The sequence below is a fragment of the Acidithiobacillus sp. genome (assembly GCF_049965315.1).
In the GTDB taxonomy this organism is placed as follows: domain Bacteria; phylum Pseudomonadota; class Gammaproteobacteria; order Acidithiobacillales; family Acidithiobacillaceae; genus Acidithiobacillus_B.
The window spans coordinates 36,074-55,188 of record NZ_JBMFWL010000003.1 but is presented as its reverse complement, the minus strand read 5'-3'; the positions used below and the strand labels follow the sequence as shown (position 1 = coordinate 55,188).

The window sequence follows — 19,115 nt, the reverse complement described above, 5'->3', positions numbered from 1 at the left end:
TCGGGCGGTCGTCATCGAAAGAGGAAGGAAATATGGATAAAAAATGGTTGCGTACCCTGCTCGGGGTGGGGATCCTGCTGCCGGGAGTGGCCCAGGCCGTGGGGCTGGGAGAACTGCAGGTCCTGTCTGCGCCAGGGGAACCCTTCCGCGCCGAGATCCCCATCCGCTCCTTGACGCCCCAGGAAGCCGGCGATGTACGGGTATCCCTGGCGTCCAGCAGCGCCTTTGCCATGATCCATCTGCCCGTGGCCCAGGGGCTGGAGCACTGGCATTTCCAGATCCGTACCGACCAGCATCCGGCGGTCCTGATTACCAGCCCCGTGCCCCTGCCCACGCCCAGCCTGTCCTTCCTCGTTCAGCTCGACTGGTCCGGCGGGCGCATCGTGCGCGAATACACGGCACGGAGCAGCCTGGGCAGCTATCTCGCCGCCGCGCCGTCTGGCGCCGAAACCCCCAGCGCGCAAGGGGCTCCCGCGTATGCGGCCCCCGCATCGCGCCCGGCAGCCGCTGCGCCCCTGGTTTACGGCTGGGCCGGGGTAAGGCGATACGGGCCGGTGCGGAATAACCAAAGCCTCTTTCAAATCGCCCAGTCCATCACCCGCAGCAATGCCGTAACCCTCGATCAGGTCATGGCGGCGCTGATCAAGGCCAACCCCGCGGCCTTCAAAAACGGCAATCCATCCTATCTGTACGCTGGCAGCATCTTGCGTGTGCCCACCCTGGGTCAGGTGCAGGGCATGGCGCCGGCTCAGGCAACGGCCTTCCTCGCCGGACAGCGCGCTACGCCTGCTGTCCAGCCCACTGCTGCGGCGCCCGCTGGCAAGGCAGGGCCGGCCACGCATCTGGTGCTGTCCAGCGCACCGGCAACGGCCGTTCTTGCCCCTACGGCCTCGGCCGGCAGCGCCGCTGCGGACCTCCTTGGCCAATTGCAGCAGCGGACCGCCGCCCTGGTGAAGGAAAATGGCGCCCTTGCGGCGCAGGTGCAGTCCCTGGGCAATCGGCTCGCTGCGGAAGAGCGGCTCATCGCCAGTCAGGGAGCGCAACTCGGCGCCCTGGCCAAAGAACAGGGGGCGACGGCGAATCCCTTGCATAACCCGCTGTTGTGGGCCTCCTTGGGCGGCAACGTATTGCTGCTCCTGCTCTTCCTATGGCTGTATGGGCGGCAGAAACAGAACGAAAAACGGCAACGTGAAATTTCCCAGAAAATAATGACCATGGCGTCCGCTCCGAGCCCGGCCGCAGCGCCGGCGCCGAAACCTACGCCAATACCGGTGGCCGTAGCGCCTGCCGCGTCCATCGCCGCGGCGCCGGCCGTAGCGCCGCCGGCACCCATGCCCACCCCGGTGGAAAAGCCGGTGGAAGAGATCGTGGATGTGGACCCGGTGGAACAGGCCGATATGTATCTTACCTATGGCAAAGCGGAGCAGGCGGCGGCCGTTCTCTCCGAGGCCCTGGAGGACGCACCCCGGCGCAAGGACCTCTATGTAAAGCTGCTCGACGTCTATGCCGGCATGGATCGCCGTGACGATTACCTGGAACTGGCCGAGCGGATGCGCGGGCGTTTCGGGCCGCACAATAGCGCCTGGCAAGAGGTCGCGGCGCAGGGTGCGCAACTCTTCCCGGGCAATGCCCTCTTCGCCGCACCGGAAGAGGCGGCGGCGGCCTCCGGGGGCGCGGCCGTTCCCGCAGAGGCCACCATTGCCGCCACTGTTCCGGAAGTGGTCCCGGCACCCTTCCAGGGGGAGGCGGCAGAACATCCCGCCGCGGCGCCGGAATCCGTTCCATTGGCTGCGGATGTGCTCGAATTCGACCTCGGTGCGGCCTTTGGCGAAAAACCTGCCGAAACGACTTCCCCTCCCGTGGAGGAGGCGGCTGCCGAAGAAGAAGCCCTGCGTTTTTCAGAGGTGGAAAAGGAACGCCTGTTGCGTTCCATCGACGAGCAGTTCCGCGCCTTGGATGAAGCGCCGGCGCGCAGCGCAGGGCTTGCCCTTGCCGCAGAGCCGGCAGCCGTTTCCGCCCCGGCCGGTGCCGAAGGGGAGGAGATCGTTGGCGCAGCCAGTGCCTTGGACTGGGACGCGGTGGGAACCAAACTGGATCTCGCCAAGGCCTATCTGGAAATGGGCGATGGGGAGTCGGCGCGGGAATTGCTTGAGGAGGTCGTCAAGGAAGGCGGCAGCGAGCAGCAGGGGGAAGCCCGGCAGTTGCTGGCAGCCCTTTAGTTACTCCGATGGCGGCTGGCAGCACGCGTGCGGAGACGTCCATCGTTCGCTGGGCTTTGGGCATCGAGTATGATGGCAGCGGCTTTTGCGGATGGCAGCGGCAGGTGGGGCAGGCCAGTGTGCAGGGGGCCGTCGAAACGGCTTTGGCGCGAATAGCCCGACAAGCTGTGGAAGTGGTGGTGGCCGGCAGGACCGACACGGGCGTTCACGCCCTCTGTCAGGTGGCGCATTTTGATACGACGGTTGATCGGCCCGAAAGCGCCTGGGTGCGGGGAGGGAGCGCATATTTGCCCGAGGCCGTGAGCATCCGCTGGGCCCGGTCGGTGGGGACGGATTTTCACGCTCGCTTTTCGGCCACGGCACGCCGCTACCGTTACGTCATTCTCAACCGCCGCCAGCGCCCGGCGCTGTTTCGCCAGCATTATGCCTGGGTGTATCGGCCTCTGCAGGTGGAGCGGATGCAGGCGGCGGCCCAATCGTTGCTGGGTACCCATGATTTCTCCGCCTTTCGGGCCGCTGCCTGCCAGGCCCGGCAGCCGGTTCGCGATCTGCGCCTGTTACAGGTGTGTCGCCGGGGTGAACAGGTGATCATCGATGCCGAAGCCGATGGCTTTTTGCATCACATGGTGCGCAATCTGGCCGGTGTGCTCATCGCCATCGGCGCCGGGGAGCGGCCCGTCGCCTGGGCCGCGGAAGTCCTCGGCAGTCGGGACCGGCGCCTGGCGGCCACCACTGCCCCCCCGGGCGGCCTTTATTTCGTGGCGCCGCGTTATCCTGACGCCTTTGCTTTGCCCATTGATCCGGTGCTGCCCTTTGCCGGATGACCCGGAGCGGAGCCCTGGGCCGGGCCATGTTCCCGCAAGGGCGCAGATGTTAGAATCCCCTGATGGTGCGAATCAAGATTTGCGGTATCACTACAATGGACGACGCCCTGGCGGCCGCCGAGGCGGGAGCGGATGCCATTGGTCTGGTCTTTTACCCGCCCAGTCCCCGAGCCATCGGGGTGGCGGCCGCTGCTGGCATCCTGGCGGCATTGCCGCCCTTTGTGAGCACGGTTGGCCTTTTTGTGAATGCCCAGAGATCGTGGGTGGAGGAGGTCCTGCAGTCCTGCCCCCTCGATTTCCTGCAATTCCATGGCGATGAGACTGCTGCGGACTGCTCGGGCTTTGGTCGGCCCTATATCAAGGCGCTGCGGGTATTGGGCGAGGAGGATTTGCGGCCGAAGCTGCGAACCCATCCCGACGCCCGGGGTTTTTTGCTGGATCGGGCGGCGCCCCGCTTGTGGGGGGGCTCCGGTGAGCCCTTTTCCTGGTGGCCCTTGCCGACGCTGGACAAGCCGCTGATCCTGGCCGGGGGCCTGTCGCCGGATAATGTGGCGGAGGCCATCGCAGTCACCCGGCCCTACGCAGTGGACGTGAGCAGTGGCGTCGAGGCATCGCCGGGACGCAAGGATCATGGCAAAATGCGGGACTTTGTGGCGCGTGTTCGCGCAGCGGATCGGCGAGCGGAGGGGTGATGGCAGCGTATACCTTACCAGACAAGTTGGGACACTTTGGGCCCTACGGCGGGCGTTTCGTGGCAGAAACGCTGGTCACGGCCCTGGAGGAGCTGGATCGGGCTTATGCACTGGCCCAGAAGGATCCGGAATTCCTTGCGGAGCTGCACAGCGAACTGAAGCAATTCGTCGGCCGACCCAATCCGCTCTTTCATGCCGAGCGCATCTCCCGAGAACTGGGCGGAGCGCAGATCTATCTCAAGCGGGAAGACCTCAACCATACCGGCGCCCACAAGATCAACAATGCCGTCGGCCAGGTGCTCCTGGCCCGCCGCATGGGCAAGCGGCGAATCATTGCCGAGACGGGGGCCGGCCAGCACGGGGTGGCCACGGCCACGGTGGCCACGCGCAATGGCATGGAATGCGTGATCTACATGGGCGAAGAGGACATTCAGCGCCAGTCCATCAACGTATTCCGCATGAAACTCCTGGGCGCGCGGGTGGAGGCGGTGAGCAGCGGGACGCGCACCCTGAAGGACGCCCTCAATGAGGCGATGCGTGACTGGGTGACCAATGTGGAAGATACCTTTTATGTGATCGGCACGGCGGCCGGTCCCCATCCCTACCCGGTCATGGTCCGTGATTTTCATCGGGTCATCGGCGAGGAGGCGCGGGCCCAATGTCTGGAGCTGACCGGCCGCTTGCCCGACTGCTGCATTGCCTGTGTGGGCGGCGGCAGCAATGCCATGGGTCTCTTTTATCCCTTTATCGAGGATGAAGGGGTGCGCCTGATTGGTGTGGAGGCGGGCGGTCTGGGCTTGGCCAGCGGCCAGCACGCGGCGCCCCTGTCGGCAGGGCGGCCAGGGGTGCTTCACGGCAACCGTACCTATCTCATGGAAGACGAAGACGGCCAGATCCTGGCTACCCACTCCATTTCCGCCGGGCTGGACTACCCCGGGGTCGGGCCGGAGCATGCCTATCTCAAGGATATCGGGCGGGCCGAATATGTGGCTGCCACGGATGTGGAGGCCTTGGCGGCCTTCCATCGCCTAAGCCGTACCGAGGGGATCATTCCGGCGCTGGAATCGGCCCATGCCCTGGCCTATGCCTTTCAACTGGCCCCGGGCATGCGCCCCGAGCAGACCATCGTGGTCAACCTGTCCGGCCGGGGCGACAAGGATATTCATACCGTAGCGGCACGGGAAGGGATCCGTTTATGAGCCGTCTGAGCGGTCTTTTTGCCGGTTTGGGAAAGCAGGAGCGGGCGGCGCTCATTCCCTTTGTAACGGCGGGGGATCCCTCCTTGGCGGTGATGGTGCCCCTATTGCACGCCCTGGTGGCGGCGGGGGCCGATGCCATCGAACTGGGGGTGCCTTTTTCCGACCCCATGGCCGATGGCCCAACGATCCAGCGCGCCAGTGAGCGCGCCCTGGCGCGCGGCGTCAAGATGCGCATGGTCCTGGAGTGGGTGCGCGAGTTTCGCCTGCATAATCAGCACACCCCCATCATTCTCATGGGTTATCTGAATCCGGTGGAGGCCATGGGGGCGGAGCCCTTTGCCCTGGCCGCCAAGGACGCCGGGGTGGATGGGGTGATCCTCGTGGATCTGCCGCCGGAAGAGGGCAGCGATTATGCGGAACTGCTCAAAAACCATCAAATCGATCCCATTTTTCTGCTGGCCCCCACCAGCGGTGCGGAACGGGTGGCGGCGGTAAAGGCCATTGGTAGCGGTTTTGTCTATTATGTTTCCTTGCGGGGCATTACCGGGGCAGCACAGGCTGACTGGCAGGAAGTGCTGGACCGGGTGGCCAGCCTGCGCCAGACCCTGTCCATGCCGGTGGCCATTGGTTTTGGCATTCGCGATGCGCAGACGGTGGCTTTGGTGGCCCCCGGCGCGGATGCCGTGGTGGTGGGCAGTGCGCTGGTCGAGCGGTTGAGTGCCTGTACGTCCGATGCCGAGGTGCTCGCCGCGGCGCAGGCCTTCATGGCGCCCCTCGCCAAGGCGATTGCTGCGCCTGGGGGGGCATCCGCGTGAGCTGGTTTGATCGTATCCTGCCGCCGAAAATCAAAAAAAACACCATGCCGGCGGCAAAAGCCGCCGAGGGGAAGCGCTCGGTTCCCGAAGGCCTGTGGTCCAAGTGCCCGACCTGTCAGGCCGTCTTGTATCGTACGGAACTGGAAGAGAATCTCTATGTCTGCCCCCATTGCGGCCACCATCAGCGCATTAGCGCCCGGCAGCGTCTGCATTTTTTCCTGGACGCCGAGCCGCGCCTGGAGATCGCGGCGCAATATCTCCCCGTCGACCCCCTGCGCTTCAAGGATCAAAAGCGCTACAAGGAAAGGCTGGCCGAGGCCCAGGCCAAGACCGGCGAGAAGGATGCGCTGGTGGTGATGCGTGGACTGCTGCAGGGGCGGCCGTTGGTGGCGGCGGCCTTTGCCTTCGAGTTCATGGGCGGCAGCATGGGGTCGGTGGTGGGCGCCCGCTTCGCCAAGGCCGCCGAGACGGCCCTGGGGGAACGTTGTCCCCTGGTATGCTTCAGCGCCAGCGGTGGGGCACGGATGCAGGAGGGTCTGTTCTCCCTGATGCAGATGGCCAAGACGGCAGCGGCCGTGGAGCGGCTCGCCAAGGCCGGCATTCCCTATATATCGGTGCTTACGGATCCCACCATGGGCGGCGTTTCCGCAAGCCTTGCGACCCTCGGCGATATCCTCATTGCCGAACCCCAGTCCCTCATCGGTTTTGCCGGCCCGCGCGTCATCGAGCAAACCATCCGGGAAAAATTGCCCGAGGGTTTCCAACGCGCGGAATACCTGCTGGAACATGGGGCCATTGACCAGATTGTCGATCGTCGTCGACTGCGCTCGGTGATTGCGGAGATGCTGGGCATTCTGCGGGGGGTCGAGACTGCTGGCTGAAGGGTGTATGGGCATGGATCCCCTTAGCGCCTGGGTCAGCGCCCTTGCCGGCCCGCCCGAAGGGATGGTCATGGGCCTGGAGCGTATGCAGGCGGTGATGGCGCGCCTGGACCTGCAGGCGCGCTTGCCCATGCCCACCATTCTGGTTGCGGGTACCAATGGCAAGGGTTCCACCGTGGCGACCCTGGAGGCCATCTACGCCGCTGCGGGCTACCATACCGCCGCTTATACCAGCCCGCATCTGTGGCGATTCGAGGAACGCTTGCGCCTTGATGGGCGTGTCGCCAAGGCAGAGTTGTGGCAGACCCATCTGTGGCGAGTGAAAGACGCCAGCGCCGCTACGCCGCTGACTTTTTTTGAAATATCCACCCTGGCGGCGGTACTCATGATCGCGGCGGCGGCGGTGGATGTCGCCATCCTCGAAGTCGGCCTCGGCGGGCGCCTGGATGCGGTCAATGCCTTTACTCCCGACTGCAGCGTGGTCACAACCGTGGATCTCGACCATCAGGCCTGGCTGGGAGCCAGCCGCGCGGCCATCGGCCGGGAAAAGGCCGGGATTCTGCGCCCGCAGGTGCCGGCCGTATATGGCGATCTGGATCCCTGTCCCAGTGTGGAGGCCCAGGCCCGCGTCCTAAATGCGCCCTTATACCGCTTGGGGCGGGATTTCCGGGTGGACGGCCATGGCGGGAAAAGGGTCTGGGAGGGATGGGGGGGCGTGCGCCTTCCCTTGCCTCCTCCCCGCCTTTGCGGAGAAGGACAGTGGACGAACATCGCCGTGGCCTGGGCGAGCGTCCAACTGCTGCAGAAGCGTCTGCCGGTGCCGGTACAAGCCTTGGCGCAGGGGACGGAGCGGCTGCGCTTGCCGGGCCGTTGTCAGGAATTGCGGCCGTGGGGTCCGGCGGGACCGATACTGCTTGCCGATGTGGCGCACAACCCCCAGGCGATCCGTCAGCTCGCCGCCTTTCTGGCCGCCCGGAAGGGAGGGGGCCGCTGCCATGCCGTGGTGGGCATGTTGAAAGACAAGGACTTGGCCGGCAACCTGACCCCTTTGCTGCCCTTGGTAGATGCCTGGCATTGTGTCAATATTAACGATACGACGCGTGCGGCCACAGCCGGGGAGCTGATACAGGTGCTCCAGGTTCTCGGCGTGGGATCCGGCACCGCGCATCCGGGAGTGCCTGAGGCCGTGGACGCGGCGCGGCGGGGCTTGGGTCAGGGGGATTGCTTGCTGGTCTTTGGATCCTTTCATACGGTGAGCCAATTGCCGGCGGCGTGGCTGGTGGAGGAGGGATAATGGCGGGGGATGGCGGCGCAACCGGCCAGCGGGGTTGGCGGGCGGTGATGCTCGCGCTCCCGGTGTTGCTCCTGGGTGTCGGGATGGCCTTTTATCTCGGGCATCGGCAGGTTCCCGAGATGCCCCGCGTCGCGGGGCCGACCGTGCTTTTGCCCTTGCACGGGGAATCCGCCGCCATGGCGCCCGCTCCCTCCGCGCCGCCGCCCCCAAGCCCCATACGTGCAGAGCCGCTTTCCCCGCGGGCCGCAGCGGCGGCGCCCGTCATTTCCCGCAAGGCATGGCCATCCGGGTCAAAGACGGCGATGGTGGAGCGGCCAGGCCGCGCGGCAAGCCAGCCGAGCCCGATCACGAATCCAGCGGCGCTGTCTCCGTCATCGCTCGGACATCCGCCGCTGGCCGCAACGGAACCAGCGCGTCCTGCCCCGGGCTGGTATGTGCAAGTGGGCGCCTTTGGCACGCTGCGACCGGCTCGGCAACTCTTGGAGCGAGTGCGCAGCAGAGGGTTTAGTGGGCGTCTGGCAGTATTGCCGGATAGCGCTTTACAACACGTATGGATCGGGCCGCTTCCGGATCGGGCCGCAGCCATGGCGGTCACGGCCCGGCTGCGGCAGGATCTCCGGCTCTCGGGTTTCCCGCGGCACTGGCCTTAGGAGGTGCCTATGCTCTGGGTCGATGGCATGGCGTTGGGGGTGGTCGTCGTTTCGGCGCTGTTCGGACTATTGCGGGGGATGATTCGCGAAGTGCTGTCGCTGCTGGCCTGGGTCCTGGGTCTTTATGCGGCCTGGCGCTTCGGCCCCCACGGACTCGCGCCCGCCCTGCCGCCGGTGGTCCCCCAATGGCTGCGAATACCCCTGGCCGACCTGCTCATCTTCCTTGGCTTTGTGATCGCTGGTACGCTGCTGGCCCTGCTCGTTCGCAAGATCTTTTACGGGGTGGGCTTGGGCGGCCCTGACCGACTGTTGGGGGCATTTTTTGGCGTCTTGCGCGGTGTGCTGTTGATTGCGGTGTTGGCCTTCGGCGTGCAGTCTTCGGCGCTGGCACAGGCCTCCTGGTGGCGACAGTCCTGGCTGGCCCAGGCCGGGGTCGTCTTGGTCTCCCACGCGGTGACAGGGCCCGCCGTTGCCCTGCTGGAGTCAAGTTCCCTTGCAAAATGAAGCCCTTTACCATTCCACGCAGGATGATGATCACTTTCACGACGAGTGTGGGGTCATCGGCGTTTTTGGCCACCCCGAGGCCGCAAACCTCGCCTATCTGGGCCTCTATGCCTTGCAGCATCGGGGCCAGGAGTCCGCCGGCATCGTCTCGGCGCAAGAGGGCAAGCTCTACGCCCAGCGCGGGATGGGGCGTGTAGCGGAGGTCTTTGGGCCGGGAGAGATTGCCAAGTTGCCGGGTCAGCAGGCCATCGGCCATGTGCGCTACTCGACGGCTGGAGATTCGGTCCTGCGCAATACCCAGCCGGTGTTCATCAATTATCGGCATGGCGCCTTTGCCATCGGCCATAACGGCAATCTGGTGAATGCCGATGCCTTGCGCACCCAATTGGAGCGGGAGGGCGCCATTTTCCATACCGACATGGATACGGAAGTGATCGTGCATCTCCTGGCGCGGATGCCGGGCAATGATGCGGGATCACGTCTGGCGGCGGCGCTGCGGCAGGTCTCCGGGGCTTATTCACTGGTCTGTCTGACGGAGACGCGGCTCATTGGCGTGCGCGATCCCCTGGGCTTCCGTCCCTTGGTGCTGGGGCGACTGATTGAGTCCGGTGGTTTTGTTCTGGCCTCGGAGACCTGTGCCCTGGATCTGATGGGCGCCGAATTCGTGCGTGATATCGAGCCGGGGGAGCTGATCATCATCTCCCGCGAGGGTATCGAAAGCCGCCGCCCCTTTACTGCGGAAGCGCGGCGCATGTGCGTTTTCGAGTATATTTACTTCGCTCGTCCCGATAGCGTGCTGGATGGCATCCATGTCTATTCGGCGCGCAAGCAGATCGGCCGTGCCCTGGCCAAGCTGCATCCCCGCGATGCCGACGTGGTGGTGCCGGTCCCCGATTCCGGGGTCGCCGCCGCCCTGGGTTATGCGGAGCAGTCGGGGCTGCCTTTCGAACTGGGGCTCATCCGTAACCACTATGTGGGACGTACCTTCATTCAGCCGGCGCAACGGGGCCGCGATTTCGGCGTAAAGGTCAAACTCAACGCACAGCCCCATATCCTGCGCGGTAAACGGGTGATCCTGGTGGATGACTCCATCGTGCGCGGTACCACCAGCGCCAAGATCGTGAATCTGGTCCGCGCGGCCGGTGCCAGGGAGGTGCATTTCGTGGTGAGCGCACCGCCCACCATTGGGCCTTGTTACTACGGCATCGATACGCCGGACCGCTCTCAGCTCATTGCCGCGCAGCACAGTATCGAGGAAGTGCGCAAGATGATCGGCGCCGATACCCTGGGCTATATTACCCTGGATGCCTTGTATGAAGCCGTAGGCGGGCGCGAGAAAGGGTACTGCGACGCGTGTTTTAGTGATGATTACCCGTTGCCGACCCCCGAGGGGAAGGGTCCTCGCCAACTATATCTCATGCAGGAGGTGCGATGAGCGCCCAAGACTGGCAAGAGGGCCTGCGGCCCGAAACCCTGGGCATCCGTGCCGGGATCCATCGCACGGCAGAGCAGGAACATAGCGAGCCGATTTTTCCTACCTCCAGTTTTGTCTTCCAGTCGGCGGAGGAGGCTGCGGCGCGCTTTGCGGGCCGCAGCCCGGGCAATATCTATGCGCGTTTCACCAATCCCACCGTGCGCACCTTTGAGGAGCGGCTGGCGGCTCTGGAAGGCGCCGAGGCAGGTTTGGCCACGGCATCGGGGATGGCGGCGTGCCTGACCACCTTCATGGGCCTTCTGCAGGCGGGCGACCATGTCATTGCCTCCCGTTCCATTTTTGGCACCACGGTGCAACTGCTGAGCAATATCCTGGGGCGTTTTGGCGTGGAGACCAGTTTTGTGGCCCTTGCCGATCCGGCGGCCTGGGCGGCGGCGCTGCGCCCCAATACCCGCATGCTCTTTCTGGAAACGCCCAGCAATCCCCTGACGGAGATCGGCGATATCCGCGCCCTGGCGGATCTCGCCCATGGGCATGGCGCTTGGCTGGTGGTGGATAACTGTTTTTGCACCCCGGCCCTGCAAAGGCCCCTCTCCCTGGGGGCGGATCTGGTGGTGCATTCGGCGACCAAATACCTGGATGGTCAGGGGCGAACCCTGGGCGGGGCCATCTGCGGCAGCGCCGAGATGCTCACCGGGCCGCGCAATTTCGTGCGCACGGCGGGCCCGAGTTTGAGCCCCTTCAATGCCTGGGTTCAGCTCAAGGGGCTGGAGACCCTTGCCCTGCGCATGGAACGGCACTGCCAGAATGCCCAGGCGCTGGCGGAGTGGCTGGAGGCGCGGCCGGAGGTGGCGCGGGTCTATTATCCGGGGCTGGCGAGTCACCCCCAGCGCAGCCTGGCGGCGGCACAGCAAAGCCTGCCGGGTGGAATACTCTCTTTTGACGTGCGCGGGGGGCAGCCGGCGGCCTGGCGCTTCGTCAACGGTCTGCGTCTCCTGTCCCTGACCGCCAATCTGGGCGATACGAAAAGCACGGTTACCCATCCCGCCAGCACCACCCATAGCCGGATCAGCCCCGAGGCGCGGGCGGCGGCGGGGATCGGGGACGGCCTGCTGCGCATCAGCGTGGGTCTGGAACATGTCGACGACCTGCGTGATGATCTCCTGCGCGGCTTTGCCGCCATGGCCGTGCCGTGATTTGCGCTATGCTGAAGGCATGGGATCCCCTGCTCGGCCTGTTTTTCCCTGATGCAATCGATTCGCGATGAATGCTGCGGCCGTTTATCGAAAAACCGACTTATGGAGACAATGACATGACCAGATTCCGCCCCTTACATCGCAGCCGGCTCCTGCCCGGCACGCTGATTTGCTCTTTCGATAGCGGCTTGCCGGCGCGGGTGGAGATTACCGATCCGGCCCTTGCGGTGATGACCGATCTGCGCCGGGTGCCTGCCGTGACGATTCCGGCCGATAGCGCCATTGATGTGGCCATGCAGCGCATGATGCATGCCGGGGTGCGTTTGCTCCTGGTGCTGGGGGAGTACGCCGCCGTGGTCGGTCTGGTTACGGCCCGTGACATCATGGGCGAAAAACCCGTGCGGCTCGCCGCCGAAAACCGGATCCCGCGTGATGCCGTGAAAGTGGGAGAAATCATGGTGCCGGAGGGCCAGATCGAGGTCCTGGATCTCGCCGAGGTGGAGCGCTCCACCGTCGGGGATGTGGTGCTCACCCTGCGCGAGGCGGGACGACAGCACGCTCTGGTCATGGAGGCCGGTGACCCGCCGCAGATCCGGGGGATCTTTTCCATCAGCCAGATCGGCCGACAGTTGGGGGTCAAGATCCAATCGACGGGTGTGGTGCAGAGTTTTGCGGAGCTGGAACATCTCCTTGCTAGTTCCAGTTGATCTGAGGCTTTCCTCTCTTTTTGCGGGTGATGATGGTGCATGACCTCCTGGGTCTGCTGCTAGCCCTCCTGCTCATTTTGCTCAACGGTTTTTTTGTGGCCGCGGAGTTTGCCCTGGTTCGCCTGCGCGGGACGCGGGCGCGGACCATGGCTCAGGACTTTGGACTGCGGGGCCGCATCCTCCTGGCCATGAGCCGTCATCTGGATGTTTACCTCTCCGCTACCCAACTCGGCATCACCCTGGCCTCACTGGCCCTGGGCTGGGTGGGGGAGCCGGTGGTGGCGCGGCTGTTCCAGCCGGTCTTTGCGGCATGGGGTATCGGGCATGGCGAAGTGCGGGCGGCGCTGTCCTTCACCATCGCCTTTGCGCTCATCTCTTTTACCCACATCGTCCTGGGCGAGCTGGTGCCGAAATCCCTGGCCATCCGTAAGGTGGAAGCGGTTTCCCTGTGGACGGGGGTGCCCCTTTATGCCTTTTATTGGCTTTTTTATCCGGCCATTCGGGTGCTCAACGGGGCGTCCAGCCTGGTTCTGCGGCTATTCCGCCTGAACGGCCAGCGTGCCGCAGAGGATGCGCCCCATACCCGGGACGAACTCAGCATGATCCTGGCCTTGAGTCAGGCCCAGGGGGCGCTGGGGCGACGCACCGGCGATATCCTGGAACGGGTGCTGGAATTTACCGAACTGACGGCGGGGGATCTCATGCGTCCGGCGGCCGAGATGGTGTGCCTGCTGCTGGACGATTCGGCGGCGGCCAATCGCCAGGTCATGGAGCGCCATCGTTTCACCCGCTACCCGGTCTGTGCCGGCGATCGCCAGCATGTGGTGGGCCTGTTGCACGTCAAAGACGCCTTTGCGGCCTTTGCCGGCCGCAACGCCGAGCCGGACTTGCGCCGCCTGTTGCGGCCCTTGCCGGCGGTGCCCAAGCACCTTCCGGCCATGGACCTCCTGGCGCATTTTCGCAGTGGCCATCCGCATTTTGCGCTGGTCGTGGATGATTTGGGTACCATCACCGGATTTGTTACCCTGGATCATGTCCTGGAGGCATTGCTGGGCGAAATTCAGGATGAATTCCGGCATCACAAGTTCGACTGGAAGCGCCGCGCCGATGGCAGTCTGATCGGTTCCGGCAGCTTGTCCGTCTACTCGCTGGAACGGGCGCTGGATTTTCCCATCGAGGAAAGCGAAGCGGATACGGTGGGTGGTCTCTTGATGCGCCGCCTGGAGCGCCTGCCCGACGAGGGCGAGCGGGTGGTCTTTCCGGATTTTGATGTGCTGGTGCTCAAACGCGAGGGCCCGCGTATCCAGTTGGTGCAGGTACTGCCGCATCCGCAGCAGACGGGCGAAGAATGGTTCAGCTAGCAGGTTTTTGTGCAACGTAAAGACTTTTATTACGAATTGCCTCCCGAGCGGATTGCCCAGGCGCCCTTGGCAGAGCGCAGCGGCGGCCGACTGCTGCAGGTGGATGGCGGCAATGGCACCTGGGCGGATGGCCAGGTCCGCGACTTACCGCAGATCCTGCGCCCCGGCGATCTCCTGGTGCTCAATGACACCCGGGTCCTCCCGGCACGGCTGCAGGCCCGCAAGCCGAGCGGTGGTTCCGTGGAACTCCTGCTGGACCGGATCGTCGGCGATACCGAGGCGTGGTTTCTGGCCCGCGCCTCCAAACCGCTGCGTCCCGGCGGCATCCTGCTGCTGGGCGGCGGCGTGGAGGTCCACATTCACGAAAAAGCGGATATGCGCGTGCGCCTCGGCATTCCCGCAGGGGGGTCCTGGTTGGCCCTTCTCCAGGCTCAGGGCACTACGCCCCTTCCGCCTTATATTCATAGAACGCCCTCAGCGGAGGATGCGGAGCGCTATCAGACCGTGTACTCGGCAAAGCCGGGGGCGGTGGCGGCCCCTACGGCGGGCTTGCACTTCGACGCTCCGTTGCTGGCCCTGCTGGCCGAACGGGGGGTGGATACGGCCTTCGTGACCTTGCACGTGGGGGCTGGCACCTTTTTGCCGGTGCGCAGCGAGCGGGTGGAGGATCACGAGATGCATGCCGAAAACATGGAGGTGCCTGCGGCCACGGTGGCGGCCATTGCGGCCACCAGGGCCCGGGGCGGACGGGTGGTGGCGGTGGGAACCACGGCCTGTCGGGCACTGGAGAGTGCCGCCGCTTCCGGGTTCCTGCGGCCTTTTGCCGGGGAAACGCGACTCTTCCTCTATCCCGGCAAGCGCTTTCATGTGGTCGATCTCCTTCTCACCAATTTCCATCTGCCCGAATCCACCCTGTTGATGCTGGTGAGCGCCTTTGCCGGGCGGGAGCTGATCCTGGCCAGCTATGGTCACGCGGTGGCGGCGGGATATCGTTTTTTCAGCTATGGGGACGCCATGTTGATCTACCCGAGTACAGCGGCACGATGAGTATCTTGCAGATCCTTGCGGAGCAAGGGGCGGCCCGCCGCGGCCTCCTGCAACTTCCCAGAGGCACCATCCAGACCCCCGCCTTCATGCCCGTGGGCACCTATGGCACCGTCAAGGCCATGACCCCCGAAGAGTTGCAAACGCTGGGGGCGGAGATCATCCTGGGCAATACCTTCCACCTTTTCCTCCGCCCCGGACTGGAAGTCATCGGCGCCCTGGGCGGTTTGCACCGGATGATGCACTGGGATGCACCCATCCTCACCGATTCAGGCGGTTTCCAGGTCTTCAGTCTCGGACCCCTGCGGCGCCTGAGCGAGGCGGGGGTCCGCTTCCGTGCGCCCAGTGACGGGCGCGCGGTTTTCCTCGGTCCGGAAGAGTCCATGGCCATTCAGGGTGCCCTGGGATCGGACATCGCCATGGTCTTTGACGAGTGCACGCCCCATCCGGCCACCCGGGAGGAGGCGCGGGCCAGCATGGAATTGTCCCTGCGCTGGGCCGCCCGTTCCCAGGCCGCTTATGCGGGGCCCGGGCAACTTTTCGGTATCGTGCAGGGGGGTATGTACGCGGATTTGCGCCAGCGCTCCCTGGACGGCCTGGTCAGGCTCGATTTTTCCGGCTACGCCATTGGCGGTCTGTCGGTGGGGGAGGGCAAGGCGGAAATGTTGCAGGTGCTGGATGACCTCCTGCCCCGGATGCCCCGGGATCGGCCGCGCTATCTGATGGGGGTAGGCACGCCGGAGGACATCGTCGCGGCGGTGCAACGGGGGGTGGATATGTTCGATTGCGTCCTGCCGACGCGCAATGCCCGCAACGGCTGGCTGTATACCCGCAACGGCATCCTCAAGCTGCGCAATGCCCGCTACGAAAAAGACCCTCTGCCGGCGGATCCGGACTGCGCCTGTTACACCTGCCGCAACTATAGCCGCGCCTATCTGCGCCATCTGCAGCGCAGTCACGAGATCCTCGGTGCCCGCCTCAATACCCTGCACAACCTCCACTATTATCAGGAATTGATGGCGGGTTTGCGCCAGGCCATCAGCGCCGGCCGTCTGGATGCCTTTGTTGCCGATTTCCATCGCCGCTATGGTGCCGCCGCCGGCATTTCCGCCAGCGGTTCCCTCGCCGACGCCTAGCGGCTACAATGGCGGCCCTCTGCCGAATCCAGGAGCGTCCATGAATCTCTCGCCCATCACCAGCGCCTTCGCTGCCGGCGCCCCTGCTGGGGCCGCCGGCCCGGAATCCGTCTGGCTGCAGTTTGTCCCGCTGCTGGTCATCTTTGCCATTTTTTACTTTCTGCTGATCCGCCCCCAGATGAAAAAGGCCAAGGAGCAGCGGCAGCTCATCGCCTCCGTCGCCAAGGGCGATGAAGTGGTGACCCAGGGTGGGCTGTTGGGGCGGGTCATGCAGGTAGGGGATGAATATCTGCACCTGGAAGTGGCGGAAGGGGTGGTGGTCAAGATCCAGAAGGCGGCCGTCACCCTGCTGCTCCCCAAGGGGACCATCAAGAAACTCTAAAGGCTTGTCATGACCCGCTATCCGTTCTGGAAGTATCTCATCATCCTGGCTGTCGTCCTGCCATCCCTGCTTTATGCGCTGCCCAATCTCTATGGCTGGCACGCTGCAGTGCAGGTGCGGGCGCCGGTGGGCACCATCCTGCCGCCCGTTGCGACCATGGAGCAATGGCTGCAGGGCGCCGGAATCGGCGTGACGCGGGTCAAGAGCGATGCCCAAGGCAGCACTTTTTTCTTTCCCAATGAAAACGCCCAGGGCCAGGCGGAAACCCTGCTGCAGGGCAAACTGCCCGCCAATGCGCAGGTGATCCTGTCGCAGGTCTCGGCGCAGCCCGACTGGCTGGCGGCCATCGGCGGCAAACCCGTCAATTTGGGCCTGGACTTGCGCGGTGGCGTTTATCTGCTCTTGCGCGTCGATACCGGGGCGGTGATCAAGCACGCCGTGGAACGCGACAGCAATGACCTGCGCACCTTCCTGCGCCATGAGAACCTTCAATACCTGGCCATCAATCAGACCGGGCCCCAGGCCTTGACGGTGGAAATGGAGAATGCCGGCGTAGCTACCCAGGCCCAGGCGGCCATTACCCAGCACTTTCCCGATCTGGCGGTCAAGGTGGACCATGGCGCCGTCCTGGATGTGGGACTGCAACCCGAGGCCATCACACGCATGACCGACGAAGCCCTGCAGCAGGCCATTGTGGTCATCCGCAATCGGATCGACCAGTTGGGCGTGTCCGAACCCGTCATCCAGCGCCAGGGACAGGATCACATCGCCGTCCAACTGCCCGGCGTGCAGGATACCCAGCGTGCCAAATCCATCATCGGCTCCACCGCCCAACTGGAGTTCAAGATGGTGGACGAGCAACATAACCTGGCAGCGGCCCTGAAAGGGGATGTGCCGCCGGGAGACGCCATTTACTACGGGAGCAACGGCACGCCCTATCTCCTGGAAAAGCAGACGGTGCTGACGGGCCGTTACCTGAGCAACGCCAGCGGCGGCATCGACAACAACACTGGTCAGTCGGTGGTCGATGTGAGCTTCGACAGCGAGGGGACACGGATCTTCGGTGAACTCACCAGCCAGCATGTGGGCCAGCGCATGGCCATCCTCCTGGACAACAAGGTGGTCACGGCGCCGGTGATCCGTGAGGCCATCACCGGCGGGCGCGCCCAGATCGACGGCTTTGCCAACCTCAAAGAGGCCAGCAATGTCGCCATCGAGCTGCGCGCCGGGGCCTTGCCCGCGCCGGTCAATGTCTCCGAGGAACGCACGGTGGGGCCCACCCTGGGCCAGGACTCCATCCATGACGGGGTGATGGCGGTGATCTTCGGCATGGCCTTTGTGGTCCTGTTCATGACCTTCTATTACCGGGCCTTCGGCCTCATCGCCGACCTCGCCATTTTCGTCAACATCCTGGCGATCCTGGCGGTTCTGTCCATCATGGGCGGTACCCTGACCCTGCCGGGCATCGCCGGTATCGTGCTCAAGATCGGCCTGGCGGTGGATGCCAACGTACTGGTCTTTGAACGGATCCGGGAGGAGCTGCGTCTGGGCATGAGCCCCCGGGCGGCCATTGATGCCGGCTTCAAAAAGGCCTTCGCCACCATCGTCGATTCCAACGTCACCGTGCTCATCGCCTCCCTGGTGCTCTTTCAGTTCGGCACCGGCGCCATCAAGGGCTTTGCCCTGGTCCTGACCATTGGCGTGCTCACCTCCATGTTTACCGCCACGATGATGAGCCACGGCATCATCGAACTCATGCTGGGCAAGCGGCGCGTCCAGAAACTGTATCTCTGAGGAAGCCATGGAACTCTTTAAACGTCGTACCCATGTGGATTTCATGTCACGCCGCTGGATCTTCATGGGCGTTTCGGGTCTCCTGATCCTTGCCTCCATCGCCGTTTTTCTCGTGCGCGGCCTCAATTACAGCATCGACTTTACCGGCGGCACCCTGGTGGAACTGGCCTTCAGCAAAACGCCGGCCCTGGGCGACGTGCGCAATACTCTGGCGCAGGCCGGATTCTCCGACGGCGTCGTACAGACCTTCGGCGGTGACCGGGACCTCCTCATCCGCCTGCGGACGGTGCCGGGGGAGACCAGCGCCGTGGGCCAGAAGATCCTCAATGTCTTTCAGCAGGCCAGTGCCGATTATCCCGGCGTGCAGTTGCGGCGCACCGAGTATGTCGGGCCCGAGGTGGGCAAGGAGTTGCGCAACAAGGGGATGATGGCTCTCCTGCTGGTGACGGTGGGCATCCTCATTTATGTGGGGTTGCGCTTCGAGTGGCGCTTCGCCGTGGGCGGCGTCGTGGCCATGCTCCATGATCCCATCCTCGTGGTGGGCTTTTTCGCCGTCACGCACATGGAATTCTCCCTGACCGTCATCGCCGCCCTCCTGGTGATCATGGGTTATTCCCTCAACGACACCGTGGTGGTCTTCGACCGTATGCGCGAAGACCTGCGCGCGGAGCGCAACGCCAACGTGATGCAGGTCTTCAACATCGCTATCAACGAGACCTTGTCGCGAACGGTGATCACCAGCTTTATCACCTTCATGGTGGCCCTGGCCCTGTTCCTCTTCGGCGGGCCGGTCATCCACGGTTTTGCGACGGCCCTGGTGATCGGCGTGGTCGTCGGCACCTACTCGTCCATCTTCGTCGCCAGCCCCGTGGCCCTATGGCTGGGTCTGAAGCGCGAGCATGTCCTCAAAAGGCAATTCCTGGGTGCGCGCGACCGTAATGACGGGGCGCGGCTTTAGGTCCTTGGTGCAGGTTCGGGAAAC

18 protein-coding genes are annotated in these 19,115 nt (G+C 64.5%); all 18 read left to right on the top strand.

Annotation, left to right across the window (positions count from 1 at the left end; genetic code table 11):
- Window positions 1–32 precede the first annotated feature (32 nt).
- The 18 genes from ACP5MM_RS01695 (at window position 33) to secF (ending at window position 19,091) form a co-directional block, all read left to right on the top strand.
- Window positions 33–2,219 carry a FimV/HubP family polar landmark protein gene (locus tag ACP5MM_RS01695; RefSeq protein WP_427934008.1) on the top strand — a complete coding sequence of 729 codons (2,187 nt, stop codon included), beginning with the start codon at window positions 33–35 and terminating at the stop codon, window positions 2,217–2,219.
- 8 nt (window positions 2,220–2,227) lie between these two features.
- Window positions 2,228–3,043, top strand: coding sequence for a tRNA pseudouridine(38-40) synthase TruA (gene truA / locus ACP5MM_RS01690; RefSeq protein WP_427930980.1), 816 nt, complete (start codon window positions 2,228–2,230; stop codon window positions 3,041–3,043).
- Window positions 3,044–3,105: 62 nt separating this feature from the next.
- Window positions 3,106–3,735 carry a phosphoribosylanthranilate isomerase gene (locus tag ACP5MM_RS01685; protein WP_427930981.1) on the top strand — a complete coding sequence of 210 codons (630 nt, stop codon included), beginning with the start codon at window positions 3,106–3,108 and terminating at the stop codon, window positions 3,733–3,735.
- Complete coding sequence (gene trpB, locus ACP5MM_RS01680) at window positions 3,735–4,934, top strand: tryptophan synthase subunit beta (RefSeq protein ID WP_427934007.1); 1,200 nt, start codon at window positions 3,735–3,737, stop codon at window positions 4,932–4,934. The genes ACP5MM_RS01685 and trpB overlap by 1 nt, the downstream gene beginning before the upstream one ends.
- Window positions 4,931–5,749: a tryptophan synthase subunit alpha gene (trpA, locus tag ACP5MM_RS01675; RefSeq protein ID WP_427930983.1), complete on the top strand. Its 819-nt coding sequence runs from the start codon at window positions 4,931–4,933 to the stop codon at window positions 5,747–5,749. The genes trpB and trpA overlap by 4 nt, the downstream gene beginning before the upstream one ends.
- Window positions 5,746–6,630 (top strand): acetyl-CoA carboxylase, carboxyltransferase subunit beta, encoded by an 885-nt coding sequence (accD, locus tag ACP5MM_RS01670; RefSeq protein ID WP_427930984.1) that lies wholly within the window; start codon window positions 5,746–5,748, stop codon window positions 6,628–6,630. The genes trpA and accD overlap by 4 nt, the downstream gene beginning before the upstream one ends.
- A 13-nt stretch (window positions 6,631–6,643) precedes the next feature.
- On the top strand, window positions 6,644–7,924 hold the full coding sequence (locus ACP5MM_RS01665; RefSeq protein ID WP_427934006.1) for a bifunctional folylpolyglutamate synthase/dihydrofolate synthase: 1,281 nt from the start codon (window positions 6,644–6,646) through the stop codon (window positions 7,922–7,924).
- Complete coding sequence (locus ACP5MM_RS01660; protein ID WP_427934005.1) at window positions 7,924–8,574, top strand: SPOR domain-containing protein; 651 nt, start codon at window positions 7,924–7,926, stop codon at window positions 8,572–8,574. Before ACP5MM_RS01665 ends, ACP5MM_RS01660 begins: the two co-directional genes overlap by 1 nt.
- Window positions 8,575–8,583: 9 nt before the next feature.
- Entirely contained in the window at window positions 8,584–9,078 is a 495-nt protein-coding gene (locus ACP5MM_RS01655; protein ID WP_427930986.1) for a CvpA family protein, read from the top strand.
- The gene (gene purF / locus ACP5MM_RS01650) at window positions 9,068–10,513 is read left to right on the top strand and encodes an amidophosphoribosyltransferase (RefSeq protein WP_427930987.1); all 1,446 of its coding nucleotides are present in this window, start codon (window positions 9,068–9,070) and stop codon (window positions 10,511–10,513) included. The genes ACP5MM_RS01655 and purF overlap by 11 nt, the downstream gene beginning before the upstream one ends.
- A complete protein-coding gene (locus tag ACP5MM_RS01645; protein ID WP_427934004.1) occupies window positions 10,510–11,709 on the top strand; it encodes an O-succinylhomoserine sulfhydrylase in 1,200 nt (399 codons plus the stop codon). Before purF ends, ACP5MM_RS01645 begins: the two co-directional genes overlap by 4 nt.
- Before the next feature lie 116 nt (window positions 11,710–11,825).
- Window positions 11,826–12,416 carry a CBS domain-containing protein gene (locus tag ACP5MM_RS01640; RefSeq protein WP_427930989.1) on the top strand — a complete coding sequence of 197 codons (591 nt, stop codon included), beginning with the start codon at window positions 11,826–11,828 and terminating at the stop codon, window positions 12,414–12,416.
- A gap of 29 nt (window positions 12,417–12,445) precedes the next feature.
- The gene (locus ACP5MM_RS01635) at window positions 12,446–13,777 is read left to right on the top strand and encodes a hemolysin family protein (RefSeq protein ID WP_427930990.1); all 1,332 of its coding nucleotides are present in this window, start codon (window positions 12,446–12,448) and stop codon (window positions 13,775–13,777) included.
- Between the two features lie 9 nt (window positions 13,778–13,786).
- Complete coding sequence (queA, locus tag ACP5MM_RS01630) at window positions 13,787–14,824, top strand: tRNA preQ1(34) S-adenosylmethionine ribosyltransferase-isomerase QueA (RefSeq protein WP_427930991.1); 1,038 nt, start codon at window positions 13,787–13,789, stop codon at window positions 14,822–14,824.
- Window positions 14,821–15,957 carry a tRNA guanosine(34) transglycosylase Tgt gene (gene tgt, locus ACP5MM_RS01625; protein WP_427930992.1) on the top strand — a complete coding sequence of 379 codons (1,137 nt, stop codon included), beginning with the start codon at window positions 14,821–14,823 and terminating at the stop codon, window positions 15,955–15,957. The genes queA and tgt overlap by 4 nt, the downstream gene beginning before the upstream one ends.
- A 40-nt stretch (window positions 15,958–15,997) precedes the next feature.
- Window positions 15,998–16,339, top strand: coding sequence for a preprotein translocase subunit YajC (gene yajC / locus ACP5MM_RS01620; RefSeq protein ID WP_427930993.1), 342 nt, complete (start codon window positions 15,998–16,000; stop codon window positions 16,337–16,339).
- 9 nt (window positions 16,340–16,348) lie between these two features.
- The gene (gene secD / locus ACP5MM_RS01615) at window positions 16,349–18,133 is read left to right on the top strand and encodes a protein translocase subunit SecD (protein ID WP_427934003.1); all 1,785 of its coding nucleotides are present in this window, start codon (window positions 16,349–16,351) and stop codon (window positions 18,131–18,133) included.
- A gap of 7 nt (window positions 18,134–18,140) precedes the next feature.
- Window positions 18,141–19,091: a protein translocase subunit SecF gene (secF, locus tag ACP5MM_RS01610; RefSeq protein ID WP_427934002.1), complete on the top strand. Its 951-nt coding sequence runs from the start codon at window positions 18,141–18,143 to the stop codon at window positions 19,089–19,091.
- The last annotated feature ends 24 nt before the right edge of the window (window positions 19,092–19,115 follow it).